The organism is Mycobacterium sp. MS1601 (assembly GCF_001984215.1).
Classification (GTDB): Bacteria; Actinomycetota; Actinomycetes; order Mycobacteriales; family Mycobacteriaceae; genus Mycobacterium.
In genome coordinates, this window is the sequence record NZ_CP019420.1 from 3,625,188 (window position 1) to 3,649,622 (window position 24,435).

General features: G+C 66.3%; 25 protein-coding genes. 17 read left to right on the forward strand and 8 right to left on the reverse strand.

The features are described from left to right. Positions 1-2 precede the first annotated feature (2 nt). A complete protein-coding gene (locus BVC93_RS17675) occupies positions 3-1,061 on the reverse strand; it encodes an enoyl-CoA hydratase/isomerase family protein (RefSeq protein WP_083738612.1) in 1,059 nt (352 codons plus the stop codon). Between the two features lie 216 nt (positions 1,062-1,277). Between BVC93_RS17675 and BVC93_RS17680 the strand changes: the two genes are divergently transcribed. Further along, positions 1,278-2,114, forward strand: coding sequence for a Bax inhibitor-1/YccA family protein (locus BVC93_RS17680; RefSeq protein WP_083738613.1), 837 nt, complete (start codon positions 1,278-1,280; stop codon positions 2,112-2,114). Positions 2,115-2,174: 60 nt separating this feature from the next. Here BVC93_RS17680 and purT read toward each other — a convergent pair whose 3' ends face one another. The 3 genes from purT to BVC93_RS17695 are packed head-to-tail and all read right to left on the reverse strand — an operon-like array spanning position 2,175 to position 5,624. Next, a complete protein-coding gene (gene purT / locus BVC93_RS17685; protein ID WP_083738614.1) occupies positions 2,175-3,377 on the reverse strand; it encodes a formate-dependent phosphoribosylglycinamide formyltransferase in 1,203 nt (400 codons plus the stop codon). Between the two features lie 37 nt (positions 3,378-3,414). Then, positions 3,415-4,632, reverse strand: a complete 1,218-nt coding sequence (locus BVC93_RS17690; protein ID WP_083741123.1) for an acetyl-CoA C-acetyltransferase — start codon at positions 4,630-4,632, stop codon at positions 3,415-3,417. 38 nt (positions 4,633-4,670) lie between these two features. Continuing rightward, positions 4,671-5,624, reverse strand: coding sequence for an SGNH/GDSL hydrolase family protein (locus tag BVC93_RS17695; protein ID WP_083738615.1), 954 nt, complete (start codon positions 5,622-5,624; stop codon positions 4,671-4,673). Between the two features lie 175 nt (positions 5,625-5,799). Here BVC93_RS17695 and BVC93_RS17700 point away from each other — a divergent pair, with 175 nt between their 5' ends. From BVC93_RS17700 to BVC93_RS17720, 5 genes are all read left to right on the forward strand, one after another. Then, positions 5,800-6,852, forward strand: a complete 1,053-nt coding sequence (locus tag BVC93_RS17700) for an alpha/beta hydrolase fold domain-containing protein (protein WP_083738616.1) — start codon at positions 5,800-5,802, stop codon at positions 6,850-6,852. 31 nt (positions 6,853-6,883) lie between these two features. Then, positions 6,884-8,278, forward strand: coding sequence for a cystathionine beta-synthase (locus BVC93_RS17705; protein ID WP_083738617.1), 1,395 nt, complete (start codon positions 6,884-6,886; stop codon positions 8,276-8,278). Between the two features lie 199 nt (positions 8,279-8,477). Then, positions 8,478-9,149 carry an RDD family protein gene (locus tag BVC93_RS17710; RefSeq protein WP_083738618.1) on the forward strand — a complete coding sequence of 224 codons (672 nt, stop codon included), beginning with the start codon at positions 8,478-8,480 and terminating at the stop codon, positions 9,147-9,149. Positions 9,150-9,199: 50 nt separating this feature from the next. Continuing rightward, entirely contained in the window at positions 9,200-9,805 is a 606-nt protein-coding gene (locus tag BVC93_RS17715; RefSeq protein ID WP_083738619.1) for an RDD family protein, read from the forward strand. Positions 9,806-9,854: 49 nt separating this feature from the next. Continuing rightward, on the forward strand, positions 9,855-11,030 hold the full coding sequence (locus BVC93_RS17720; protein WP_083738620.1) for a cystathionine gamma-synthase: 1,176 nt from the start codon (positions 9,855-9,857) through the stop codon (positions 11,028-11,030). Here BVC93_RS17720 and greA read toward each other — a convergent pair. Together greA and BVC93_RS17730 are read right to left on the reverse strand one after the other, a co-directional pair. Continuing rightward, positions 11,027-11,521, reverse strand: a complete 495-nt coding sequence (gene greA / locus BVC93_RS17725) for a transcription elongation factor GreA (RefSeq protein WP_083738621.1) — start codon at positions 11,519-11,521, stop codon at positions 11,027-11,029. The genes BVC93_RS17720 and greA overlap by 4 nt on opposite strands. Positions 11,522-11,753: 232 nt before the next feature. Beyond that, positions 11,754-12,188, reverse strand: a complete 435-nt coding sequence (locus BVC93_RS17730) for a DUF4307 domain-containing protein (protein ID WP_083738622.1) — start codon at positions 12,186-12,188, stop codon at positions 11,754-11,756. A 118-nt stretch (positions 12,189-12,306) separates the two neighbouring features. Here BVC93_RS17730 and mca point away from each other — a divergent pair, with 118 nt between their 5' ends. The 3 genes from mca to BVC93_RS17745 all read left to right on the forward strand — a co-directional run bounded on the left by mca (position 12,307) and on the right by BVC93_RS17745 (position 13,943). After that, positions 12,307-13,173 (forward strand): mycothiol conjugate amidase Mca, encoded by an 867-nt coding sequence (gene mca / locus BVC93_RS17735; RefSeq protein WP_083738623.1) that lies wholly within the window; start codon positions 12,307-12,309, stop codon positions 13,171-13,173. Next, on the forward strand, positions 13,170-13,430 hold the full coding sequence (locus BVC93_RS17740; RefSeq protein ID WP_083738624.1) for a hypothetical protein: 261 nt from the start codon (positions 13,170-13,172) through the stop codon (positions 13,428-13,430). Before mca ends, BVC93_RS17740 begins: the two co-directional genes overlap by 4 nt. A 144-nt stretch (positions 13,431-13,574) precedes the next feature. Further along, entirely contained in the window at positions 13,575-13,943 is a 369-nt protein-coding gene (locus BVC93_RS17745) for a nuclear transport factor 2 family protein (protein ID WP_083738625.1), read from the forward strand. Between the two features lie 4 nt (positions 13,944-13,947). Here BVC93_RS17745 and trhA read toward each other — a convergent pair whose 3' ends face one another. Then, entirely contained in the window at positions 13,948-14,673 is a 726-nt protein-coding gene (trhA, locus tag BVC93_RS17750; RefSeq protein WP_083741124.1) for a PAQR family membrane homeostasis protein TrhA, read from the reverse strand. A gap of 238 nt (positions 14,674-14,911) precedes the next feature. Here trhA and BVC93_RS17755 point away from each other — a divergent pair, with 238 nt between their 5' ends. The 3 genes from BVC93_RS17755 (at position 14,912) to BVC93_RS17765 (ending at position 17,531) form a co-directional block, all read left to right on the forward strand. Then, positions 14,912-15,709, forward strand: a complete 798-nt coding sequence (locus BVC93_RS17755) for a (2Z,6E)-farnesyl diphosphate synthase (RefSeq protein ID WP_083738626.1) — start codon at positions 14,912-14,914, stop codon at positions 15,707-15,709. Positions 15,710-15,711: 2 nt separating this feature from the next. Continuing rightward, entirely contained in the window at positions 15,712-17,067 is a 1,356-nt protein-coding gene (locus tag BVC93_RS17760; RefSeq protein ID WP_083738627.1) for a hypothetical protein, read from the forward strand. A 77-nt stretch (positions 17,068-17,144) separates the two neighbouring features. Then, positions 17,145-17,531, forward strand: a complete 387-nt coding sequence (locus BVC93_RS17765; protein ID WP_083738628.1) for a hypothetical protein — start codon at positions 17,145-17,147, stop codon at positions 17,529-17,531. An 87-nt stretch (positions 17,532-17,618) separates the two neighbouring features. Here the strand turns inward: BVC93_RS17765 and coaA are convergent, their stop codons facing one another. Continuing rightward, positions 17,619-18,557 (reverse strand): type I pantothenate kinase, encoded by a 939-nt coding sequence (coaA, locus tag BVC93_RS17770; protein ID WP_083738629.1) that lies wholly within the window; start codon positions 18,555-18,557, stop codon positions 17,619-17,621. Between the two features lie 62 nt (positions 18,558-18,619). Here coaA and BVC93_RS17775 point away from each other — a divergent pair, with 62 nt between their 5' ends. The 5 genes from BVC93_RS17775 to BVC93_RS17795 all read left to right on the forward strand — a co-directional run bounded on the left by BVC93_RS17775 (position 18,620) and on the right by BVC93_RS17795 (position 24,363). Then, positions 18,620-19,819 (forward strand): DUF885 domain-containing protein, encoded by a 1,200-nt coding sequence (locus BVC93_RS17775; RefSeq protein ID WP_083738630.1) that lies wholly within the window; start codon positions 18,620-18,622, stop codon positions 19,817-19,819. Positions 19,820-19,853: 34 nt separating this feature from the next. Beyond that, complete coding sequence (locus BVC93_RS17780) at positions 19,854-21,311, forward strand: glycine hydroxymethyltransferase (protein ID WP_083738631.1); 1,458 nt, start codon at positions 19,854-19,856, stop codon at positions 21,309-21,311. 149 nt (positions 21,312-21,460) lie between these two features. Continuing rightward, on the forward strand, positions 21,461-21,961 hold the full coding sequence (locus BVC93_RS17785; RefSeq protein WP_083738632.1) for a hypothetical protein: 501 nt from the start codon (positions 21,461-21,463) through the stop codon (positions 21,959-21,961). A 68-nt stretch (positions 21,962-22,029) separates the two neighbouring features. Then, on the forward strand, positions 22,030-22,857 hold the full coding sequence (locus tag BVC93_RS17790; protein WP_083738633.1) for an acyl-ACP desaturase: 828 nt from the start codon (positions 22,030-22,032) through the stop codon (positions 22,855-22,857). Positions 22,858-23,049: 192 nt separating this feature from the next. Then, complete coding sequence (locus tag BVC93_RS17795) at positions 23,050-24,363, forward strand: PhoH family protein (RefSeq protein ID WP_083738634.1); 1,314 nt, start codon at positions 23,050-23,052, stop codon at positions 24,361-24,363. Positions 24,364-24,435: the final 72 nt, after the last annotated feature.

The window sequence follows — 24,435 nt, forward strand, 5'->3', positions numbered from 1 at the left end:
TCCTAGAAACTCAGGTCGGGATCGGCGGGCAGGAAGTAGGCGGCGATGTCCGCTTCGGTGACGTCGGCGAACGACGCGGGTGACCACTGCGGGTTGCGGTCCTTGTCCACCAGTTGGGCGCGGATGCCTTCGACAAAATCGTGGGACCGCAGCGACGCGCAGGACACGCGGTACTCCTGGACGAGGGCGTCCTCCAGCGTTTCGTGATCAGCGGCCAGACGGATCGCTTCACGGGTGACGGACACGGCGATGGGTGACCGCCCGCCGATGACGTCGGCGGCTTTCCTGGCTTCTTCGGCGCTGTGCCCGCGCAGGGCGGACAGGATGTCCGGCAAGGACAACGGGGCGGCCGCTGTGCCGAAGCATTCGTCGATCCAGTGCCGTTGTGCGGCAAGCGTGCTGGGTGGGGGCTGCACGGCGTGCTTGGCCAACGCGGCCTCGACGCCATCACTTGCGATGGCGGCCTTGAAGGCCGGGAGTGCGTCGTGCGGCACGAAGTGGTCGGCGAATCCCAGCTCGATGGCGTCGGCTCCGGAGAAGGTCGACCCCGTCAACGCGGCGTAGAGACCCACACCGCCGGGAGCCTGCGCCAGGACGTAGGTGCCGCCGACATCGGGGATGAAGCCGATGCCGACCTCGGGCATGGCGAGCTTGGTGGTGTCGGTGACCACGCGGACACTGCCGTGCACGCTCACACCGACTCCGCCGCCCATCACGATGCCGTCCATCACCGCCACGTAGGGCTTGCGATAGCGGCCGATCAGACCGTTGACGGTGTACTCGTCGTAGAAGAACTTGCGGGCCTCGGCGCCGCCGTCGAGCGCGCTGGTGCGTAGCGCCACCACGTCGCCACCGGCGCACAGGCCACGTTCGCCGGCACCGTCGAGCACCACGGTCTCGATCGCCGGGTCGTCCTGCCAGGCCGTCAGGACGCCGGTGAGTGCGTCGATCATGGTCTGGTTCAGCGAGTTGAGGGCCTTGGGCCGGTTCAGCGTCACATAGCCGACGCTGCCTTCGGTCCGGGTGAGGATCTCATCGCTGTTCAGCTTTTCGTCGGTCACGGTTCTACGGCCATCCCATCCGTCGCAGCTGGTTCAGATAGTAGGACATCCTAGTAACCCGACTCACATCACCGCGTCCGGTACCCCGCAGGTAACGTACGCCTGGGGAAAACGCCAAGAAATCGACCCGGTCGGTGGGAACCGATGGCAGGTTTCTGTTCGTTGAGCCAGTGTTCGTGTAAGACTTCCAGGGACCTCACAGGAAAGGAATCGACGGTGCGGGAATCCAGCAATCCGGTATTCCGCTCGCTGCCGAAGCAGCAGGGCGGTTACGCGACTTTTGGCTCCGGTGCTGCCGGCGCCGCGACCGCGCAGGCAGATCAGGCCTATGCGCCCTATCAGGTGCCGCCTCAGACGGGTGTCTCGCGGCCCCTGACCATCGACGACGTTGTGACCAAGACCGGCATCACGCTGGTCGTGCTCTCCGCCGTCGCCGCGGTCTCGTACTTCATGGTCGGTTCCAACCCTGGCCTGGCCATGCCGTTCACCCTCGTGGGCGGCCTCGGCGGCCTGGTGCTGGTGCTGATCGCGACCTTCGGTCGCAAGCAGGACAACCCGGCCATCGTGCTGAGCTACGCAGTGCTCGAGGGCCTGTTCCTCGGCGCCGTGTCGTTCCTGCTGACCTTCAACATCCAGGGTGCCAGCGCCGGTGCGTTGATCTCCCAGGCTGTGCTGGGCACCTTCGGCGTGTTCTTCGGCATGCTGGTCGTCTACAAGACCGGCGCCATCCGCGTCACCCCGAAGTTCACCCGCATGCTGGTCGCCGGCATGATCGGTGTGCTGGTCCTGGCGCTGGGCAACTTCGTCTTCGCGATGTTCACCGACGGTGCGGGCCCGCTGCGTGACGGTGGCCCCATCGCGATCATCTTCTCGCTGGTGTGCATCGGTCTGGCAGCGTTCAGCTTCCTGCTCGACTTCGACGCCGCCGACCAGATGATTCGTGCCGGCGCGCCGGAGAAGGCGGCCTGGGGCGTTGCCCTCGGTCTGACCGTCACCCTGGTGTGGCTGTACATCGAGATCCTGCGTCTGCTCAGCTACTTCCAGAACGACTAGTCCTCACGCAGAAAGGGCGCCCACTGCACGTGGTGGGCGCCCTTTTGTTGTCCTGGTGGCCTACCCGGCCCGCACAACCACCCGGCCTGCGGCCTCCACGGCATTGCGCCGCGCCACGTCGACATCGGCGTCATGGGCCAACGCGACACCCATCCGGCGTTGTGCGAAGCTCTCGGGTTTACCGAACAACCGAATATCCGTGTGCGGCACGCTCAAGGCATTCTCGACCCCCTCGAACACCACGCCGGTGGCGTCGACGCCCCCGTAGATCACCGCGCTGGCGCCGGGTGTCTTCATCGTCGTGTCGACGGGCAAGCCGAGGATGGCGCGGGCATGCAGCTCGAACTCGTTCTGCCACTGCGTGATCATCGTCACCATGCCGGTGTCGTGGGGGCGGGGGCTGACCTCGCTGAACCACACCTGGTCACCCTTGACGAACAGCTCCACGCCGAAGATGCCCTGCCCGCCGAGATTCGCGGTCACCGTGCCCGCGATCTCCTGGGCACGGGCCAGCGCCACCGCGGACATCGGGTGCGGCTGCCAGCTCTCCACGTAGTCGCCGCCGACCTGCTTGTGCCCGATTGGCTCACAGAACTGGGTCTCCACCTGGCCCGACGGACCCAGCGCTCGCACCGTCAACAGCGTTATCTCGTAATCGAAGTCGATGAAGCCCTCGACGATGACCCGGCCGCCGGAGACCCGACCGCCGGACATCGCGTAGTCCCATGCAGCCGGCACGTCATCCGGCCCGTCGATCTTCGACTGGCCCTTTCCGGAGCTGCTCATCACCGGCTTCACCACACACGGGTAGCCGATTCCTCCGTCGATGGCCGCCTGCAGTTCCGCCGGCGAATCGCAGAACTGGTACGGGCTGGTCGGCTGGCCCAGTGTCTCGGCGGCCAGCCGCCGAATGCCCTCACGGTTCATGGTCAGCCGCGCTGCCCGCGCCGTCGGGATCACCTGAACTACCCCCTCGGACTCCAACGCCTCCAGCATCGGCGTGGCGATGGCCTCGATCTCCGGCACCACCAGGTCCGGCTTCTCGGCCTCGATCAGAGCGCGCAACTGGTCCGGATCGGTCATCACGATGGTGTGCGCGTGATGCGCGACCTGATGTCCCGGTGCGTTCGGATAGCGGTCGACGGCGATGGTTTCGACGCCCAGCCGTTGCAGTGCGATCAGCACCTCACGGCCGAGCTCGCCGGAGCCGAGCAGCATCACCCGGGTGGCGTTGGGGGAGAGGGGTGTTCCGATTGTGGTCATCGGGACGGGATTCTAGGCGCCCGCGCGTTGGAGAAACTCAGGAGAGACGCTCCAGCACCATCGCCATACCCTGCCCGCCGCCGACACACATGGTCTCCAAGCCGAACGTCTTGTCGTAGGTGGTGAGGTTGTTGATCAGCGTGGTGGTGATGCGGGCGCCGGTCATGCCGAACGGGTGTCCCAGGGCGATGGCGCCGCCGGAGACGTTCAAACGGTCCTCGTCCATGCCGAGTTCACGCGCCGAGCCCAGCACCTGGACGGCGAAGGCCTCGTTGATCTCGTAGAGATCGATGTCGCTCAACGCCATCCCGGCATTACCCAGCGCCTTCTTGACGGCCTCGATGGGGCCCAGACCCATGATCTCCGGCGACAGGCCGGACACCCCGGTGGACACCACGCGCGCCAGCGGGGTCAGCCCCAGTTCCTTGGCGCGGGTGTCGCTCATGATCACCAGTGCCGCGGCCCCGTCGTTCAGCGGGCAGGCGTTGCCGGCGGTGATGGTGCCGTTGGGGCGGAAGACGGGCTTGAGCTGGCTGATCTTCTCGTAGGTGGTGCCTGCGCGGGGGCCGTCATCGGTGGAGACGACCGTGCCGTCGGGCAGGGTGACGGGGACGATCTCACGCTCGAAGAAACCGCTCTTGATGGCTTCCTCGGCCTTGTTCTGTGACCGCACGCCCCAGTGGTCCTGGTCTTCACGGGTGATGCCGGTGAAGTTGGCGACGTTCTCGGCGGTTTGGCCCATGGCGATGTAGACGTCGGGAACCAGCCCGTCGCTGCGCGGGTCGTGCCATTCCTCGGCGCCGGCGGCCTGCTCGGCGGTGCGCTCCTGGGCCTCGGCGAACATCGGGTTCTTGCTGTTGGGCGCGCCGTCGGCCGCGCCGACACCGAAGCGCGAAACAGCCTCCACACCGGCGGAGATGAACACGTCACCTTCGCCGGCCTTGATGGCGTGGAAGGCCATGCGGGTGGTCTGCAGCGACGACGAGCAGTAGCGATTGACGGTGGTGCCGGGCAGGAAGTCGTAGCCGAGTTCGACGGCCACCGCGCGGCCGATGTTGTAGCCGGCCTCACCGGCCGGCTGGGCGCAGCCCATGATCAGGTCGTCGATGTCGCGCGGGTCCAGCGCAGGTACCTTGTCCAAGACCGCGCGCACCATCTGGGCGGCCAGGTCGTCGGTGCGCATGGTGGCCAGCGACCCCTTCACGGCGCGGCCGATGGGTGAGCGGGCGGTGGCGACGATGACGGCTTCAGGCATTGGGGCCTCCTTGAGCAAGTGCTTGGTTGCTTTCCACGCTAACCTGCGGTGACCACCACCGGCGCGGGCACCCCGGTGGTGCGCCCCGGCCATACCCGGGCGAGCATCCTCAAACGGGTAGCCAGCGACCGATTCTCGGCGCCGCGCGACTCCCAGGGCAGTTCGCCGGTCCACTCGCCCAGCGCATAACAGAGGGCAGGTAACAACTGCTGGGCAGCCAGGTCGTAGCCCGCGGCAGACGGATGGAAGTGGTCTTCGGAGAACAACACCTCCGGTGCCTGCAGGAACTCCGGCGCCAACAGATCGGCCAAGGGAACCGGCAAACCGCCGGAGGCGCGCACCGCGGCGGCCTGGCGGCGGGCCAGGCGCAGGCCCAGCATCCGGGTGATTCCCCGCAGCGGCTGCGGGATGGCAGTGACCACGCCGAAGTCGGGACAGGTTCCCACGACCACCACCGCGCCACTGTCGCGAAGGCGCCGGACGGCGTCTCCCAAGCGCCGCGCCGAGGCGGCGATGCCGTTGACGGCGGTGATGTCGTTGGCGCCGATCATGATCACCGCGGCATCCGGCGGGGGACCGGCTACGAACATCGCATCCACTTGACCGGACAGCCCCTTGGATGTCGCGCCGACAATGGCTTTGGTGCTCAAGCGAATTCGCTGACCGGTCTGCTCGGCCACCCCGCGGGCGAGCCGCACCCCCGGCACCTCGTCGGGCAGTTTGCAGCCGTACCCGGTGGCCGTCGAATCGCCGAACACCATCAGGTGGATGTCGAACGCGACGTCGCGATGCCAGCGCTGCACCGGGCCGCCGCCGCGGACGTAGACCCCGTCGGCGCGGGGCGGGACGTCCCACGACTTCGGGATGACTTCCCTGGCCTTGACGGCCTGTCCGTTGAGAAGGTTGCGGGCGCCCACGTAGCCGGCGGCGCCGGTGGACCCCAGCAATGCGGCAACCGCGAGGGCTGACCGACGCTTGACGCGTGTACCCACGAGGACCGAGTTTAGGTGGCAAAGCAACACAGAAGATGACAGCGACAAGGCCGAAGAGTCACGGTCTGATACCGGAAGCGGTATCAAATCCATCTTTCCCGGCGTTATACAGATCACAGATGTCAAGCTGTACAGCCATGGCACACCGCTACAACGTCGTAGGGGAGGGTTTGAAATGACCGCGGCAAGCAAAGTCTTCAGTGAGCCACGTGTTTCGCTGAGCCAATCCGGCGCGCGCCGGTATCGCAAATTCCCTGTCAGTGACGGTGCGCCGGTCGAGGTCGTCGAGGCCAACACCAGTCTCCGCGCCCGGCTGTTGTCTCTGACCTGCCGGATGACGATCAGGCCCACCCTCGCGGTCGCCAGTTATGTCCCCAACCTGCCGTGGCCGTTCGGCATCGTCGACTTCGCGTCGCGTGCCCTGCTTCCGCAGGCAGGCACAGTGCGGGCCACCATCGGATTGCCCAACGCCGATGCCCAGTTGGTCCGAGCGCCCGGGGTGTTGCCCGCCGACGGCAAGCGCCGCATCGTGCTCTACATGCACGGTGGAGCGTTCCTGACCTGCGGGGTGAACTCGCACAACCGCATCGTCACCACGCTGTCCACCGCGGCGGATGCCCCGGTGCTGGTGGTGAACTACCGGATGATCCCCAAGCACACTGTGGGGCAGGCAATCGACGACTGCCGCGACGCCTACGCGTGGCTGAGGCTGCGCGGGTACGGCCCGGACCAGATCGTGCTGGCCGGCGACTCGGCGGGCGGATACCTGGCGATGGCGCTGGCGCAGCGGCTCCAGGCCGAAGGTGAGAAACCAGCCGCGCTGGTGGCGATCTCGCCGCTGCTGCAGCTGGCCAAGGAGCCCAAGCAGGCTCACCCGAACATCCAGACCGACGCGATGTTCCCGCCCAAGGCGTTCGACGCCCTCGTCGGTCTGGTCGCCCGCGCCGCTGCCAAGCACCTGATCGACGGGGAGCCCGAGCAGATCTACGAGCCGCTGGACCACATCGAACCGGGACTGCCGAGCACCCTGATCCACGTGTCGGGGTCAGAGGTGCTGCTGCACGACGCCCGGCTGGCCGCACGCAGACTGGCGGCGGCGGGCGTACCCACCGAAGTGCGGGTGTGGCGTGGTCAGGTACACGACTTCCAGCTGTTCGCACCGCTGGTCCCGGAGGCTGCGAGATCACTGCGCCAGATCGGGGAGTACATCCGCGAGGCCACCGGATAGCTCTCCTGGTGGGGTAGGCAAAGATGTACATATGCGTATCGCGCGGCACATCAGTGACTTGATCGGCAACACCCCACTGGTCGAACTGACCTCGGTGGTTCCTGAGGGCGCGGGCAGAGTCGTCGCCAAGGTCGAGTACCTGAACCCCGGCGGCAGCTCCAAGGACCGCATCGCGGTCAAGATGATCGACGCCGCCGAGGCCGAGGGGTTGCTCAAGCCCGGCGGCACCATCGTCGAACCCACGTCGGGCAACACCGGCGTAGGACTGGCGCTGGTGGCTCAGCAGCGGGGTTACAAGTGCGTCTTCGTCTGCCCCGACAAGGTGAGCGAGGACAAGCGCAACGTGTTGCGTGCCTACGGCGCCGAGGTGGTGGTGTGCCCCACCGCGGTGGCGCCCGATGACCCGGCGTCGTATTACAGCGTCTCCAACCGGCTGGTACAAGAGATCGACGGCGCGTGGAAACCCGACCAGTACTCCAACCCGCACGGACCCGAAAGTCATTACGAGACAACCGGTCCCGAGATCTGGAATGACACCGACGGCACCATCACCCACTTCGTTGCGGGCGTCGGCACCGGGGGCACCATCACCGGGACGGGCCGATACCTCAAAGAGGTCTCCGGCGGCGCGGTCAAGATCGTCGGCGCCGATCCTGAGGGTTCGGTGTACTCCGGCGGCACGGGTCGCCCGTACCTCGTGGAGGGCGTGGGGGAGGATTTCTGGCCGTCGGCCTACGACCCGTCGATCCCGGACCAGATCATCGCCGTGTCCGACGCCGACTCGTTCGACATGACGCGGCGACTCGCGCGCGAGGAGGCGCTGCTGGTCGGCGGTTCCTGTGGCATGGCGGTGGTGGCCGCCGTGGAGGTGGCCAAGCAGGCCGGGCCCGACTCGCTGGTGGTGGTGCTGTTGCCCGACGGCGGCCGCGGGTACATGTCGAAGATCTTCAACGACTCGTGGATGTCGTCCTACGGTTTCCTGCGCAGTCGTCTCGACGGCTCCACCGAGGAGGTGACGGTGGGGGACCTGCTGCGCGGGAAGTCCGGTGCCTTGCCTGATCTGGTGCACACCCATCCGAGTGAGACCGTGCGTGACGCCATCGAGATCCTGCGCGAGTACGGGGTGTCCCAGATGCCGGTTGTGGGTGCCGAACCGCCGGTGATGGCCGGTGAGGTGGCGGGCAGTGTTTCCGAGCGTGAACTGCTCTCGGCGGTATTCGAGGGACGGGCCAAACTGGCCGACGCAGTTTCTCAGCACATGAGCCCCGCTTTGCCATTGGTGGGCGCCGGTGAACTGGTCAGTGCCGCCGCCAAAGATCTGCGCGAATGGGATGCGGTGATGGTGGTCGAAGACGGTAAACCCGTTGGTGTGCTCACCCGCAGTGACCTGCTCGGATTCCTGTCGGACGGCCAATCCCGGCATTGATCCGGAATTAACTGCCAACAATCGGCAACATCGGTGTGGCAAAGAATGGTCCGGGTCCGACGGGACAGTGTGAATTCATTGCCGTCGGGTCAAATGTCGGTCCGATGAAGTTTGCATTTTGCATCGCTGTGGTGGGCGCTTCTCGGGTACTGTAAGGCCGCTTGAAAGCAGCCCGCGGTCCCCGTGAGTGGAAGGCGCCATGACCGAACAACCGCCAGGTCCTCCGCCCGGCAACTATCCGCCGCCGCAGGGTAGTTTTCCTCCGCCCGGCGGGTTCCCGCCTCCCGCCGGTGCCTTTCCGCCCCCTGGACAGTTCCCGCCTGGTTTTTACCCGCCGCCCGGGTACCTACCGCCCGGATATCCGCACGGCGGCATCGGTGCGCTGCCGACGGCGGCCTACACGCCGTGGATCACCCGGGTGCTGGCATTCCTCATCGACTACATCCCGTACGTCATCATCATCGGGATCGGATGGGGATTCCTGATGGGAACCCAAGAGTGCGTTGACTTCTCGGACACCGACCTCGGTGAGATCCTGGGGGAGTCGTACAACGCCCAGGTGTGCGGGGCGTCCACCATCGGTCAGACGGCGGTCACCCTGGCTGGTCTGCTGGGGCTGACGTACGTGCTGTGGAACTACGGCTATCGGCAGGGCAGCACCGGGTCGAGCATCGGCAAGTCGATCATGAAGTTCAAAGTCGTCAGCGAGAAGACCGGCCAGCCGTTGGGATTCGGCCTCTCCATCGTCCGGCAGCTGGCCCACTTGGTGGACTCGTTGCTCTGTGGCATCGGCTACCTCTTCCCGTTGTGGGACAACAAGCGTCAGACGCTGGCCGACAAGATCATGACCACCGTCTGCCTGCCGATCTGATTCCTCGGCATATCTGTCCGTCCGAACATCGTCTGAGTCAAGGAGCGATCATGACCGAATATCCGCCCCCGCCTCCGCCCGGGAATTACCCGCCCCCGCCGCCGGGTAACTACCCGCCGCCACCACCGCCGGGTGCCGGCTACGGACCGCCGCCCGGGGTCCCTCCGGTTTTGCCGAAGGAGGCCTACACCCCGTGGTTCACCCGCGTGCTGGCGTGGCTGATCGACTGGGTGATCGTGGCGGTCCCCGTCGGCATCGCCCAGGGCATTGCCATCGCCACCGGTGAGAATCAGTGCACCACCGACACCTCCGACGGCTACAGCGCGTACTGCACGTCCGAACCGTCGGCCGTGGGCATCATCATCCTCGCGGTGGTGAGCCTGGCAGCGCTGGCCTTCGTGATCTGGAACTACGGCTACCGTCAGGGCACCACCGGCTCCACCATCGGCAAGTCGGTGATGAAGTTCAAGGTTGTCAGTGAGAAGACCTGGCAGCCCATCGGATTCGGGCTCTCCATCGTGCGGCAGATCGCGCACGTGGTCGACGGCCTGGTGTGCTATCTCGGTTACCTGTGGCCGCTGTGGGACGGTAAGCGGCAGACCTTCGCCGACAAGATCATGACCACTGTCTGCGTGCCCAGCCAGCCCGGTCAGTAAAGAGGTCCCTGCGGGATCCGGCCTTGCTGCGTTGATTACGCTCGGTCAAATGAGCGAGCAGCGCAGCAAGGCCGACGCCCACCGCTGGCAGGGGCTGGCCACCAAGGCCATCCACGCCGGCTACCGCCCCGACCCCGCCACCGGGGCCGTCAACGCACCCATCTACGCCAGTTCGACCTTCGCCCAGGACGGCGTGGGTGGCCTGCGGGGCGGGTTCGAATACGCACGCACAGGCAATCCGACCCGCCAGGCTCTCGAGGCGTCGCTGGCCGCCGTCGAGGACGGCACCTACGGTCGGGCGTTCAGTTCCGGCATGGCGGCCACCGACTGCGCACTGCGCGCCGTGCTGCGCCCGGGTGATCACATCGTCATTCCCGACGACGCCTACGGTGGCACCTTCCGGCTGATCGACAAGGTCTTCGCCCATTGGGGCGTCACGCACACCCCGGTGCCACTGGGTGATCTCGACGCCGTCCGAGCCGCCTGCGCCCCGAACACAAAACTGATCTGGGTGGAGACGCCCACCAACCCGTTGCTGTCCATCGCCGATATCGCCGGGATCGTCGACGTGGCCGCGGGCGTGAAGGCAAAGGTGTTGGTGGACAACACCTTTGCCTCACCTGCTCTGCAGCAACCGCTGAATCTCGGCGCCGACATCGTGTTGCATTCCACCACCAAGTACATCGGCGGGCACTCCGACGTGGTGGGCGGCGCGTTGGTGACCAACTCCGAGGAACTCGACGCAGACTTTGCGTTTCTGCAGAACGGAGCCGGAGCCGTTCCGGGGCCCTTTGACGCTTACCTGACCATGCGTGGGCTCAAGACCCTGGCCCTGCGAATGCAGCGGCACAGCGAAAACGCTTCCGCTGTTGCAGAATTCCTGCACGAGCACCCAGCCGTCAGCACCGTTTTGTACCCGGGTCTGTCCAGCCACCCCGGCCATGACGTGGCAGCCAGGCAGATGACTGGGTTCGGCGGGATGGTGTCGGTACGCATGCGCGGCGGAATCGACGCGGCGCGGGACCTGTGCGCCAGCACCGAGATCTTCATCCTCGCGGAATCACTGGGTGGGGTGGAATCGTTGATCGAGCACCCCGGTGCCATGACACACGCCTCCACTGCAGGATCGCAGCTCGAGGTTCCCGCGGATCTGGTTCGGTTGTCGGTCGGGATCGAGGAGATCGCCGACCTGATCGGAGATCTGGAGCAGGCGCTGAGCCGTTAGGCGTGATACGGCTCGGCGCTGACCAGCGTCACCTTCACCGTGTTGCCGTTGGGCACGGTGTAGGTGCGGGTCTCGCCGACCTTGGCGTCGATGAGGGCGCCGCCCAGCGGTGAGTTGGGCGAGTACACCTCGAGCTTGCCGTCCTGAACGGCCTGCTCACGAGTGCCGATGAGGAACGTCTCGGTGTCCGATTCGTCGCCGTCGTAGTAGACCTTGACCACGGAACCCGGCAGCGCGATACCGGACTGCTTGGGAGCCTCGCCGACCTTGGCGTTGTTCAGCAGCTCCTGCAGCTGCCGGATACGCGCTTCTTCTTGGCCCTGCTGCTCGCGGGCGGCGTGGTAACCGCCGTTCTCACGCAGGTCACCCTCTTCGCGGCGGTCGTTGATCTCGGCGGCGATGACGGGCCGGTTGGCGATCAGCTGGTCCAGTTCGGCCTTGAGCCGGTCATAGGACTCCTGAGTGAGCCAAGTCACCTGGGTATCAGTCATCTCGCGCTCCTGTCATGTGTGTGGTCCGCGATGTCCGCGTTGGGCAGTCTGTGACGGCCGGTGCCGGGAGAGGCTGCCAAGATAGCGGTAGCCGCGTGTATTGCCATCCCACAGCCACGGTGCACGCGCTATAGACGCAATACACGGTCCCAGCAGGAACCGTGTATCAACCGAGCATACCACCGGCGGGCCGGCCGATTTTCATGTTTTGGACGTCTGCAGTTGGGTTTGTTCAGGGCGCGATCAGATAGTCGGGGACGTTGGTGCCGCACCCGTAGACGTCCCCGACCGCGGGCGGTCTGCTGGTCTTCACCAGACCTGTGACCTGCACAGTCGTGTCGGAAGACGGAGGTACCAGCAGCTCACGCCTGCCCGTCTCGCTGCCATCGCGGGAGCGGCCCCTGATGATGCACACGGCGGCTTGGTCGGGGTCTGACCGGGTGACGTTGAAGGTCACCTCCACCGTCTGATCGTCGATCAGTCGGTAGGCCACCATTTCGCCCTTGACGTCGGATTCGTTGATCCGCTGATAGCCGATCACCGCCGCGACTGCGCCGATCGTCACCACCAGCACGGCCAGGACGACCGCCAGCCAGCGGCCGGACCGCCGTGACATGCGCTGACGCCCGTAACGGTCTTCCGGTCGGAGCAGTTGGCCGTCGGCCATCAGTGGATCACCGTGCTTTCGGGTCCCGACCCATGGAATGCGACGATCGGGATGGAAGTATTAAGAAGGAGTGCCGATCGTATCGGCCCCCGGACAAACAGCGAGACGAAGGCGAACGGTGACCCAACTGCGGCTGATGGCGGTGCATGCGCATCCGGACGACGAGTCCTCCAAGGGCGCCGCGACGATGGCCAAGTACGCGGCCGCCGGCCACCGTGTCATGGTGGTTTCGCTGACCGGCGGCGAACGCGGCGACATCCTGAACCCGGCGATGGACCTGCCGGACGTGCATGGACGCATCCATGAGATTCGCCGTGACGAGATGGCGCGGGCAGCCGAGATCCTGGGCGTCGAGCACGAGTGGCTCGGTTTCATCGACTCCGGGCTGCCCGAGGGCGATCCGTTGCCGCCGCTGCCCGAGGACGCGTTTGCCTTGGTGCCGCTGGAACAACCGGTGAGCAAGCTGGTGCGGCTGATCCGTGAGTTCAAGCCGCACGTGATGACCACCTACGACGAGAACGGTGGCTACCCACACCCGGACCACATCCGCTGCCATGAGGTGTCGGTGGCGGCCTACGAGGCGGCGGGCGATTTCTACCTGTATCCCGACGCGGGCCGGCCGTGGGATGTCTCCAAGCTGTACTACAACCACGGCTTCCTGCGGCAACGTATGCAGGTGCTGCAGGACGAGTTCGCCAACCACGGCCAGGAGGGTCCGTTCGCCAAGTGGCTGGAGAACTGGGATCCCGAGGACGATCTGCTGGCCAAGCGGGTCACCACTCGCATCGAGTGCTCCGACTACTTCGAGCAGCGCGACAAGGCGCTGTTGGCACATGCCACGCAGATCGACCCCAACAGCTTCTTCTTCACGACGCCCATGGAATGGCAGAAACGGCTGTGGCCCACCGAGGAGTACGAGCTGGCTCGTTCCCGGGTGCCGGTGACCTTGCCCGAGGATGATCTGTTCGCCGGGATCACGCTGTGAACGAGCTCGTGATCTGGCTGGCCGAGGAGGGGCCTCGCAACACCGGACCCGAGTTCGGCAAGGCCAGCCCGTTCGGCCTGCTGGTGGTGGTGCTGCTGTTGATCGGCACCTTCGCGTTGGTGTGGTCGATGAACCGGCATCTCAAGCGGCTGCCCGAGTCGTTCGATCCTGAGCATCCCGAAGCCGATCAGGCCGTTGACGAGGGCACCGTGGAGGCCGACTCCGCAGCCCCGCCGCGCGAGCCCGGCGGTCAATAGGGTCGATCCCGGCAACTGCTCTGGGCTGTGGCCTGTGAGCCGGGCCCGACGCCGCTCGAAGCGGCCAGGCAGGTGGGCACAGGGCGGTCACTTCGGAGGCGGAACTCGCTGCCGCCCTGGGTGTGTCCGTGTAGCGTGCCGCAGATGAGCCTCGATCCCGCAGCCCTGGTCCAGCGTTATCTCGACACCGTCGTGACGGGATCCGCCGAGGACGTCGCCGCCCTGTACGCCGACGATGCCACGGTGGAGGACCCGGTGGGTGGCGGCGAGGTACACATCGGCAGGAAGGCCATCGCGGGGTTCTACGGGTTGACGGCCAACGCCGACGTGGCCACCGAGTTGCTGCAGTTGCGGGTCGGCGGGCACGAGGCGGCGTTTGTCTTTGCGATCACCGTGACCATGGGAGACACCAAGATTCGCATAGAGCCCATCGAGGTCATGACATTCAACGGGGTCGGCGAGATCACGTCGATGAAGGCGTACTGGGGCCCGTCGGACATGAAGCAGTTGTAGGTCCTCAGAAGACGGCGAACCACATCGCGATGTAGTGGCAGATGGCGGCGACGGCGGTGCACGCGTGGAAGAACTCGTGGTGCCCGAACGTCGTCGGCCACGGGTTGGGCCATTTCAGTGCGTACAGCACACCACCGATGCTGTAGAACGCGCCGCCGACGATCAGCAGCACCACCGCTGCCACCCCGGCGCCGTGCATGATCGGGCCGATGAACCAGGCCGCCACCCAGCCCAGCAGGATGTAGAGGGGCACACCCAGCCAGCGCGGCGCCGACGGCCAGAACATCTTGAGGGCCACTCCGGCCAGCGCTCCGCTCCAGACGATCCAGAGCAGCATCACGCCGTCCTGTTCCGGCAGCGCCAGCACCGCAAACGGTGTGTAGCTACCGGCGATGAAGACGAAGATCATCGAATGATCGGCGCGCTTCATCCACTTACGGGCATCTGCGGAATGCCAGTGCACGCGGTGGTAGGTGGCGCTCACGGCGAACATCGCAACGATGGTCAGGGTGTATACCAGCGTGGCTATCCCGGCTCGGGTGGATTCCACTGCCCAGGACACCGACACCAGCGCGGCACCGCAGAAGACTGCGACGACGGCGGAGTAAAGATGGATCCAACCGCGGGCGCGTGGTTTGCCGAGGATCTCTGCAACACCGTCGGCAATGGCTTCGGGGAAATCCTCGGCGGAGTGCCGCCGCGGATCTTCGGTGCCGATCGATGCCGACATGTCACCTCCATAGCGGCCGAGACGGACCTGGCCTGATCGCCACATTAGTCGGCGGCACTGGCGGATTCCATGGCCCGCTGCTGTGGCGGTGGGCACGGCACTGCGAGCTGGCGGTCTCATGTTCAGGGTCGGCGGATTAAGGCTCGCCGGTGCCGTAGTTTTGGTAGGTGCACAGTTACATCTGCACTTCCGACGAAGCACCTGCACTCCCGACGACAGCGACGAAACCGGTAGCTCCATGGACCTGATCCCTCCGCGCCTCAAAGAGCCGATGTACCGGCTGTACGAGATGCGGCTGCGCCAAGGGCTCACGCGGTCGCGGTCCGAGCTGCCGCGCCACATCGCGGTGCTGTGCGACGGCAACCGCCGGTGGGCCCGCGACGCCGGATACGACGACGTGAGCTACGGCTACCTGATGGGGGCGGCCAAGATCGCGGAGATGCTGCGCTGGTGCCAGGAAGCCGGCATCGAGATGACGACGGTGTATCTGCTGTCCACCGAGAACCTGCAGCGCGACCACGACGAGCTGGCCGCGCTCATCGAGATCATCACCGGCGTCGTCGAAGAGATCTGTGCACCCGCCAACCGGTGGAGTGTCCGCACCGTCGGTGACCTGTCCCTGCTGGGGGAGGAGCCGGCCCGGCGCGTGCGCGATGCGGTGGAGAGCACAGTGGGCGCAGTCGAACCCCATGCGTTCCACGTCAATGTCGCAGTCGGGTACGGCGGACGGCAGGAAATCGTCGATGCCGTCCGTTCCCTCCTGTCCAAGGAGCTGGCCAACGGCACCGCCACCGACAAACTCGTCGACGCTGTGACCGTCGAGGCCATCTCGGAGAATCTGTACACCTCCGGGCAGCCCGACCCCGATCTCGTCATCCGCACCTCCGGCGAGCAGCGGCTGTCGGGGTTCCTGTTGTGGCAGAGCGCGTACTCGGAGATGTGGTTCACCGAGGCGCACTGGCCGGCGTTCCGCCGGGTCGACTTCCTGCGCGCGCTGCGCGACTACACCAAACGGCACCGGCGCTTCGGAGCCTGACCATGCTCACGCTCTCCGCAACGGTGTTCGCGTTGAGCTGGTGGTTGGGCATGTATCTGTTGGCTCGCGATCCGGGTAAACCCGTGCTGGTGCTCGCTGCGCTGGGGCTGTGCAGTTTCGCGGTGGTGGTCGCGTTGGATGCCATCCGGGTGATCGGTGTCGAACAGCTCGGTCGGATCGAGATCTACCTGGTGGCACTACCCGGTGTGGCCTGGTTCGCGGTGCTGCTGGAGTTGGCCCGGCCCGGCGAACGATGGCGGGTCAAAGAGTTCGGCTTGGTGGCTGCCGTGGCGGTGTCGGCGTTGGCGGGTGCTGCGCTGGCCGGCGGTGTGGACGGGCCGCTTCGGGCCGGGCACTGGTTGATGTTCACCGTGATCTCGGTGTCGTCGCTGGCGGCGATGGCCAGGGTGTTCCTTCGGCCGCAGCGCCCGGGGACGGTGACCGGGGTGCTGATCGTCGCGACGTTGTTCTTCGCGCTGGGTAACGCCATCCTGGTGATCCCGCTGGGGCTGCTGCCGAGTTGGCTTGCCTTGGCGTCCACGGGTTTCGACATCCTGTTGCTGGGGGTGGCCGTTGCACTGTGGGATGCCTTCGACGAGGGGCAGGCGTTACGGGCGGGCATGCTGCGCTCGTTCGTCGGCTCGGCGCTGGTGGCGGCGGTGTTCGGTGGGCAGGCGTTGATCGGCCTGGCGGTCATCCGGTCTTCGGCGGCTGGCCCGGAGGCGCAAGTGGTGGTGGCAGTGCTGCTGTTCACCACCTTGGCCGTCGCTCTGACCATCACCGTGCTGGCCGATCCGTTGGCCGGGGTGCTGGACCGGATGGCATTCGGCCCGCAGCTGCGCAAGGACCGGGCAGCGCTGCGACGCACCGAGGCGGCGCTGCCGTTGCGGGCGGCAAACCCGCTGGAGGACCTGGATGACGAGACCTTTGCGCGGCTGACCCGCCGCGCGCTGGGGCACTACGGCGACCTGTCCAAGCTCGTCGCCAGCCCGTTGACCGCGCTGCCTGTCATAGACCAGCGGTTGGCTGCCCGCGGCGCTGCGGATCAGCCGCTGGAGCGCGCCGCCGAACTCAAGGCCGTGCTGGCCGACCGCATCGCCGCGCTCAAGCCCCGCGACGGCGGCGACTTCGGCACCAGCGAGCAGTGGCGGCATTACAACTCGCTGTACTTCCCGTACGTGGCGGGAGTGCGGGCCTATGCCCAGAGCGCCACCGCAGCGGGGCTGGATCCCGTCGCCCGGCAGGCCTGGCAGTGGATGGTGACCGAGGTTCCGCAGCGCTCGCTACACAACTGGCAGAACGCGGCAGCCAAGTTGATTGCGGCCGATCTGCGCGCGCAGGTGAGCATCTGGCAGTAGTTGGCAGTGGCGTGCGTCGACCTGGCAGTGCCTTCTGAGCAGCATCGATGGCGAACCTTCGATGAAGAGGAGCCCTCATGACCGCCGTTGTCACCCCGACCGATTCCCTGCTGCGCCTCGCCCTGCGGCTGGATGCCACGCTCACCGGATTGTGCGGTGTGGCGCTGGCCGCGTTCGCTGAACCCCTGGCAGCTCTGACCGGATTCCCCCCCACCCAGGAGTACGTCGTGGGCGCAGGGCTGGTGCTCTACGGCGTGGTGGTCTATTGCCTGGCCGGGCTGCGATCGGTGCGCAGCGCGGGTCTCGGTGTGGTGGTTGCCAACCTGGTGTGCACGGTCGGCGCGCTGGCGGCGTCGGCCGTCCTACCCGTCACCACCCTCGGTGTGGCCGCGCTGTGGTTCAGCGCCGTGTACACCACGGCGTTCGCCGTCGTCCAGTTCCTGGGGGTGAGGCGTATGGCTTGATCTCTGCGCGACGGAAGAGGTTACGTCGCGTTCTTTCTGGGATTTGGGCGTGATTCCAACCGCTGAGCGACCGGAATCACGCCCAAATCACAACTTGCGCAGGCGCAGGCGGTTGATCGAGTGGTCGGCGTCCTTGCGCAGCACCAGCGTGGCGCGCGGCCGGGTGGGCAGGATGTTCTCGATGAGATTGGGCCGGTTGATCGATTGCCAGATGTCGCGGGCGGCGAACAGCGCCTGCTCGTCGGTCAGTGTGGCGTAGTGATGGAAATGCGACGCCGGATCGGAGAATGCGCCCGCACGCATCGCCAGGAAGCGAGACACGTACCACTGCTCGATGTCCTCGATGCGGGCGTCGACGTAGACGGAGAAGTCGAACAGGTCGCTGACCATCAGCGTCGGCCCGGTCTGCAGGACGTTGAGGCCCTCGAGAATGAGGATGTCGGGGTGCCGGATGACGTGTTTCTCGTCCGGCACGATGTCGTACAGCAGATGTGAATACACCGGCGCGCACACCTGATCGGCGCCGGACTTCACCGTGGTGACAAACCGCATCAAGGCGCGACGGTCATAGCTCTCCGGAAAACCTTTGCGATGCATCAGGTTCCGCCGGGTCAGCTCGTGGTTGGGGTACAGAAATCCGTCAGTGGTCACCAGATCGACGCGCGGATGGTGACCCCACCGGGCCAGCAGTGCCTGCAGCACACGGGCGGTGGTCGACTTGCCGACTGCCACGCTGCCCGCCACGCCGATGATGAAAGGCACCGGCCGGTCCGGGTTCTGCTGCGGCTCCCCGAGGAACTCCGCCGTAGCCGCGAACAACCGCTGCCGAGCGGCAACCTGCAGATGGATCAACCGGGCCAGCGGCAGATAAACCTCTTCGACCTCCAGCAGGTCCAACTGCTCACCGAGGCCACGCAGGCCCACCACTTCTTCCTCGGTGAGCTTCAGCGGAGTGGACATACGCAACGCCCGCCATTGACTCCGGTCGAACTCCACGTAGGGGCTCGGCTCGCTCAGGCGCGCCATGCGTAGTTCATACCGCATTACCGCGAGCGCACGAACGTTAGGTGGCCGCTACCGTGTCGAACATGGACTCCGACACCCTGATCCGTGAGTACCTGCTGCTGGGTCTGCGATTCGACCGCATCGAGGAGGGTTACGTCGACTCCTTCACCGGCGACCAGGCGCTGCGTCAGGCCGTGGCACGTGAGCCGGCCCCCGATCCGGCCGACCTCAGCCGCCAGGCGCGCCATCTTCTCGGCGCACTCGGCGAGACCACGTTGGAACGTCCCCGCGTCGATTATCTGGCCGCCCACCTGCGGGCCCTGGACTGTGCGGGACGGAAGTTCGCCGGGGAGGCAGTGGGTTTCGTCGACGAGGTGCGTGACTATTTCGACGTCTCCATCAGCAAAGGCGACCCCGACCGCTACCGCGAGGCGCACGCCAAGCTCGACGCCGCCCTGGGCGGCAGCGGCTCACTGCTGGAGCGCATGCAGGCCTACCGCGCCAAGGAGGAGATCCCGCCGGAGCGTCTCGGCGAATGCATCGAAGCCTTCTCCAGCGCGCTGCGCGACCGGGTGCGCGCCGAGTTCCCGCTGGATGCCCGCGAGACCATCAACTACGAGATCGTCACGGACAAACCGTGGTCCGGGTTCAACTACTACGAGGGCGACTACCGCTCCACTGTCGCGGTCAACGCCGACCTCAAGCAGCAGATGTCCAATTTGCCGCGGCTGGTGGCACACGAGTCCTACCCCGGACATCACACCGAGCACTGCCGCAAAGAAGCGGGCCTGGTGGAAAAGCAGGGGCAGCTGGAGCAGACGATCTTCCTGGTCAACACCCCGCAGTGCCTGATGGCCGAAGGACTGGCCGACTTGGCGCTGTACGCGGCGGTGGGGCCCGGGTGGGGAGCATGGGCGACGGAGATCTACGCCGACCTGGGGTTGACGTTCGACGGGGAGCGGGCCGAGGCCATCTCCGAGGCGTCGGCGCAATTGGCCGACGTCCGCCAGGACGCCGCGCTGATGCTGCACGACGAGCACCGCGACGCCGACGACGTGGCCGCCTTCTTGCAGCGCTGGCTGCTGGTCAACGACGCCCGCGCCCGCCAGGCGCTGCGCTTCCTGTCCTCACCGCTGTGGCGTGCCTACACCAGCACCTACATCGAGGGTTACCGGCTGTTGCGGGGCTGGCTGGACGCCCGGCCCGCCGAGGTGAGCCTGAGCGCACAGTTCACCCGGTTGCTCGACGAACCGCTGATCCCGTCCAGCCTGCGAGCGGCGTGACTAGCGGCTTCTCCCGCGGGATAGGCTGGGCGGCATGAGTGTCGAGTCCGATTCGTACGTGGCCCCGGGGGCCGACTACGCCGCCACCGCCAGCGAGGCATACCAGGCCGCGCTGCGCGTCATCGAGTCCGTCGAACCCCGGGTTGCCGACGCCACCCGCAAAGAGCTTGCCGATCAACGTGATTCGCTGAAGCTCATAGCCAGCGAGAACTATGCCTCGCCTGCGGTGCTGCTGACCATGGGCACCTGGTTCTCCGACAAGTACGCCGAGGGCACCGTCGGGCACCGGTTCTACGCGGCCTGCCAGAACGTCGACACCGTGGAGGCGCTGGCCGCCGAACACGCCCGTGAGCTGTTCGGGGCCCCGTACGCCTACGCACAACCGCACTCCGGCATCGACGCCAACCTGGTGGCCTACTGGGCCATTCTGGCGGCCAAAGTCGAAGCGCCGGGCCTGGCTGACCTGGGCGCCAAGCACGTCAACGACCTGTCGGAAGCGGACTGGGAGAGCCTGCGGGCCAAGCTGGGCAACCAGCGGCTGCTGGGTATGTCCCTGGACACCGGCGGTCATCTCACGCACGGATTCCGGCCCAACATCTCCGGCAAGATGTTCCACCAACGCCAGTACGGCACCGACCCCGAGACCGGTCTGCTGGACTACGACGCGGTGGCCGCCGCTGCTCGCGAATTCAAGCCGCTTGTGCTGGTGGCCGGCTACTCCGCCTACCCGCGCCGGGTGAACTTCGCCAAGATGCGTGAGATCGCCGACGAGGTGGGCGCGGTCCTGTTCGTCGACATGGCACACTTCGCCGGCCTGGTGGCGGGCAAGGTCTTCACCGGTGACGAGAACCCGGTGCCGCACGCGCACATCACGACGACGACGACACACAAGTCGCTGCGTGGTCCGCGCGGTGGTCTGGTGCTGGCCACCGAGGAGTTCGCCCCGTTCGTCGACAAGGGCTGCCCGATGGTGCTCGGCGGTCCGCTGTCACATGTGATGGCCGCCAAAGCCGTGGCGCTGGCCGAGGCCCGTGCGCCGGAGTTCGCCGTGTACGCGCAGCGGGTGGCCGACAACGCCAAGGCGCTGGCCGACGGGTTCCTCAAGCGCGGCGCCAAGTTGGTCACCGGCGGCACCGACAACCACCTCGTGCTGCTGGACGTCACCTCGTTCGGCCTCACCGGCCGCCAGGCCGAAAGCGCCCTGCTGGACTCCGGTGTGGTGACCAACCGCAACGCCGTCCCCAACGACCCGAACGGCGCGTGGTACACCAGCGGTATCCGGTTCGGATCGCCCGCGCTGACCAGCCGCGGTTTCGGCGCCGACGACTTCGACCGGGTGGCGGAGTTGGTTGTCGAGGTCCTCTCCCACACTCAACCGGAGGGAACCTCGAAGGCGAAGTACTCCATCGCCGACGGAGTTGCGGCGAAGGTGCACGCTGCGGCGTCCGAGCTGCTGGCCGCCAACCCGCTGTATCCGGGCCTGCAGTTGTAATTTGCCGTTGATTGACATCGCGGTCAATTAGCTTGCAGTTACGTCATTCTTGTGTGAGATGAATCATTTGCTGTATGCCGCTATCGGCGCACGTGGGACAGTACGCTCTTCGAAGTTAGATTCAACTGGACCCGAAGGTGCTTCGTGCGATGCGTCCCTATCTCACCGCTGGATTCGTCGTGTTCGGCGCTGCCCTCGGCGCCGGGGCCGTCTCGGTTGTGACCCCGGAACCGGATACTCAGGTGGTCGTCGGTGTGTCCGCGGCCGACGAGCCGTTACCGCCGCCGCCTGCCGCTGTCGAAACGCTGATCCGCCCGGTTCCGGCGCCCGAGACCGTCGCCCCCGTGACCTCCGTCGTCACCCCGGTGGCACCAACCCCTCCGGTGGAGCGAACCCCCGTGAAGTGGGCGTTCACCCCGAATGACATCCGCACCTCCGTGGTCTCGGGCCGGTCGGACACCGCCGCCGAGACGTCGTCGCCGTCGGGATCGGGAGGCGTGGGGTTCACCGCCGATCTTCGTCCGTTGCAGTCCGGCGGCATCGCAGCCGACGTGGCTGCCTCGTCGGAGGAGTTGATGCGCCAGTCCCGCAAGACCGTCGACGACGTAGTGTCGGTGGTCCGTCCCCCCGCCCCGAATTCAGGGACCTAAGTCCTCAGTTCGTCAGACACGCTGGCTGCGATTTCAGGGAAAGTGTTAACTCGGGTTACGGTTAACTCATGGCTGAAACACCTGTCGCCAACACCCTGACGCTGGAGCTCGAGCCGGTTGTTGCGGAGAACTACCAGCGACACGTCGACTCCGCCCATGAGTGGTTCGCCCACGACTACGTGCCCTTCGACCAGGGCAAGAACTTCGCGTTCCTCGGTGGCACCGACTGGGACCAATCCGAGGTCACGCTACCCAAGCACATCGTCGACGCCCTCGAGATCCTGCTCATCACCAAGGACAACCTCGCCGCCTACCACCGCGAACTCGTCGAGCACTTCATCCTGGAGTGGAAGTGGGGCCGCTGGCTGGGCCGGTGGACCGCCGAGGAGCACCTGCACGCCGTGGTGCTCCGCAACTACCTGGTGGTCACCCGCAACTGCGATCCCACCGCCAACGAGGATGTGCGCGTCGAGCACGTCATGAAGGGCTACCGGGCCGACCAGTTCAGCCAGATCGAGACCCTGGTGTTCATGGCGCTGTTCGAGCGCGAACACGCTGTGTTCTGTCGCCGGCTGGCCGAGCAGATCGAGGACCCGGTGCTCAAGGGCATGGTCGAGAAAATTGCGATCGACGAGGAACGTCACGAGCTGTTCTTCTCCAACCTGGTGCGGTGGTGCCTGGAGTTCGACGACGTCGAGACCATCCGGGCCATTGCTGCTCGCGCTGCCGCGCTGCAGGTGCCCGGCGCCGACATCGACGCCTACGCCGACAAGCGGGCGCTGGTGGCCGACTCCGGGATTTTCGGTCCTGACCAGCTGCGACAGGTGATCTCCGACGAGATCGTGGCGCTGGGTCTGGGCGACGAGCCCCAACTGGCCGAATTCGTAACGCGCTAGCCATATTGAGGTGCGGCGCGCCTGCTGAGCGAGATCCCCGCAACGGGGGTAGCGTCGCACTCGATGGCCAGCAACTTGCTTCGCTATCCGGGCGGTACTCCCGTAGCTACTACGGCAGGGCCGGCCCGGCCCTGGTGCCGCAGCGCCCGCTGAAATATCTCCGCGGGGCCGCGCGGAGTCGAGGAGCGCCACGTGACAAATTCGCTGGTTCGGACGTACGTGCTCGACACGTCTGTTTTGCTCTCGGATCCCTGGGCCTGCACCAGGTTTGCCGAACATGAAGTAATAGTGCCGCTGGTGGTGATCAGCGAGTTGGAAGCCAAACGCCATCACCATGAATTGGGCTGGTTCGCCCGCCAGGCACTGCGCATGTTCGACGATCTCCGACTGGAGCACGGACGCCTCGACCAGCCCATTCCTGTTGGGACACAGGGTGGCACGTTGCAAGTCGAACTGAACCACAGCGATCCCAGCGTGTTGCCGATGGGTTTTCGGACCGAGACCAACGACGCCCGTATCCTCACCTGCGCAGCCAATCTGGCCGCTGAGGGCAAGCTCGTCACCTTGGTCAGCAAGGACATCCCGCTGCGCGTCAAGGCCGGCGCGGTGGGGCTGGCGGCCGACGAGTACCACGCCCAGGACGTGGTGACCTCGGGCTGGACCGGGATGGCAGAACTGGACGTGGCCGCCGAGGACATCGACAGCATGTTCACCGACGGCGAGATCGACCTGGAGTCGGCGCGAGATCTGCCGTGCCACACCGGCGTTCGGTTGCTGGGCGGCAGCTCCAGCGCGCTGGGCCGCGTGAATCCCGACAAGCGTGTGCAGTTGGTCCGTGGTGACCGCGAAGTGTTCGGCCTCCGGGGAAGGTCGGCCGAACAGCGCGTGGCACTGGATCTGCTGCTCGACGAGTCGGTGGGCATCGTGTCCCTCGGCGGCAAGGCGGGTACCGGCAAGTCGGCTCTGGCGCTGTGCGCGGGCCTGGAGGCGGTGCTCGAGCGCCGCACCCAGCGCAAGGTCGTGGTGTTCCGGCCGCTGTACGCGGTGGGCGGCCAGGATCTCGGCTACCTGCCCGGCAGCGAGAGCGACAAGATGGGGCCCTGGGCGCAGGCCGTTTTCGACACCCTCGAGGGTCTGGCCAGCCCGGCCGTGCTCGAAGAGGTGCTCAGCCGCGGCATGCTGGAAGTGCTGCCGCTGACCCACATTCGCGGCCGGTCACTGCACGACTCGTTTGTGATCGTCGACGAAGCGCAGTCGCTGGAGCGCAACGTGCTGCTGACCGTGCTCTCCCGCCTGGGCAGTGGTTCGCGGGTGGTGCTCACCCACGACGTGGCCCAGCGCGACAACCTGCGGGTGGGCCGGCACGACGGTGTGGCCGCGGTGATCGAGAAGCTGAAGGGGCACCCGCTGTTCGCGCACATCACCCTGCTGCGCAGCGAGCGGTCGCCGATCGCCGCCCTGGTCACCGAGATGCTGGAGGAGATCAGCCCCGGCGCGCTGCCGTGAGTCTGCGATTTGGGCGTGATTCCGGTCGCTCAGCGGTTGGAATCACGCCCAAATCCCTCGTGGTTCTGCTGG

Bases quoted from the DNA above. Each gene is read 5' to 3' on its own strand.
- purT (WP_083738614.1), bottom strand. From the start codon at position 3,377: ATGACCACAATCGGAACACCCCTCTCCCCCAACGCCACCCGGGTGATG.
- BVC93_RS17690 (WP_083741123.1), bottom strand. From the start codon at position 4,632: ATGCCTGAAGCCGTCATCGTCGCCACCGCCCGCTCACCCATCGGCCGC.
- BVC93_RS17700 (WP_083738616.1), top strand. From the start codon at position 5,800: ATGACCGCGGCAAGCAAAGTCTTCAGTGAGCCACGTGTTTCGCTGAGC.
- BVC93_RS17705 (WP_083738617.1), top strand. From the start codon at position 6,884: ATGCGTATCGCGCGGCACATCAGTGACTTGATCGGCAACACCCCACTG.
- BVC93_RS17710 (WP_083738618.1), top strand. From the start codon at position 8,478: ATGACCGAACAACCGCCAGGTCCTCCGCCCGGCAACTATCCGCCGCCG.
- BVC93_RS17715 (WP_083738619.1), top strand. From the start codon at position 9,200: ATGACCGAATATCCGCCCCCGCCTCCGCCCGGGAATTACCCGCCCCCG.
- BVC93_RS17720 (WP_083738620.1), top strand. From the start codon at position 9,855: ATGAGCGAGCAGCGCAGCAAGGCCGACGCCCACCGCTGGCAGGGGCTG.
- greA (WP_083738621.1), bottom strand. From the start codon at position 11,521: ATGACTGATACCCAGGTGACTTGGCTCACTCAGGAGTCCTATGACCGG.
- BVC93_RS17730 (WP_083738622.1), bottom strand. From the start codon at position 12,188: ATGGCCGACGGCCAACTGCTCCGACCGGAAGACCGTTACGGGCGTCAG.
- BVC93_RS17745 (WP_083738625.1), top strand. From the start codon at position 13,575: ATGAGCCTCGATCCCGCAGCCCTGGTCCAGCGTTATCTCGACACCGTC.
- trhA (WP_083741124.1), bottom strand. From the start codon at position 14,673: ATGTCGGCATCGATCGGCACCGAAGATCCGCGGCGGCACTCCGCCGAG.
- BVC93_RS17755 (WP_083738626.1), top strand. From the start codon at position 14,912: ATGGACCTGATCCCTCCGCGCCTCAAAGAGCCGATGTACCGGCTGTAC.
- BVC93_RS17760 (WP_083738627.1), top strand. From the start codon at position 15,712: ATGCTCACGCTCTCCGCAACGGTGTTCGCGTTGAGCTGGTGGTTGGGC.
- BVC93_RS17765 (WP_083738628.1), top strand. From the start codon at position 17,145: ATGACCGCCGTTGTCACCCCGACCGATTCCCTGCTGCGCCTCGCCCTG.
- coaA (WP_083738629.1), bottom strand. From the start codon at position 18,557: ATGGCGCGCCTGAGCGAGCCGAGCCCCTACGTGGAGTTCGACCGGAGT.
- BVC93_RS17775 (WP_083738630.1), top strand. From the start codon at position 18,620: ATGGACTCCGACACCCTGATCCGTGAGTACCTGCTGCTGGGTCTGCGA.
- BVC93_RS17780 (WP_083738631.1), top strand. From the start codon at position 19,854: ATGAGTGTCGAGTCCGATTCGTACGTGGCCCCGGGGGCCGACTACGCC.
- BVC93_RS17785 (WP_083738632.1), top strand. From the start codon at position 21,461: ATGCGTCCCTATCTCACCGCTGGATTCGTCGTGTTCGGCGCTGCCCTC.
- BVC93_RS17790 (WP_083738633.1), top strand. From the start codon at position 22,030: ATGGCTGAAACACCTGTCGCCAACACCCTGACGCTGGAGCTCGAGCCG.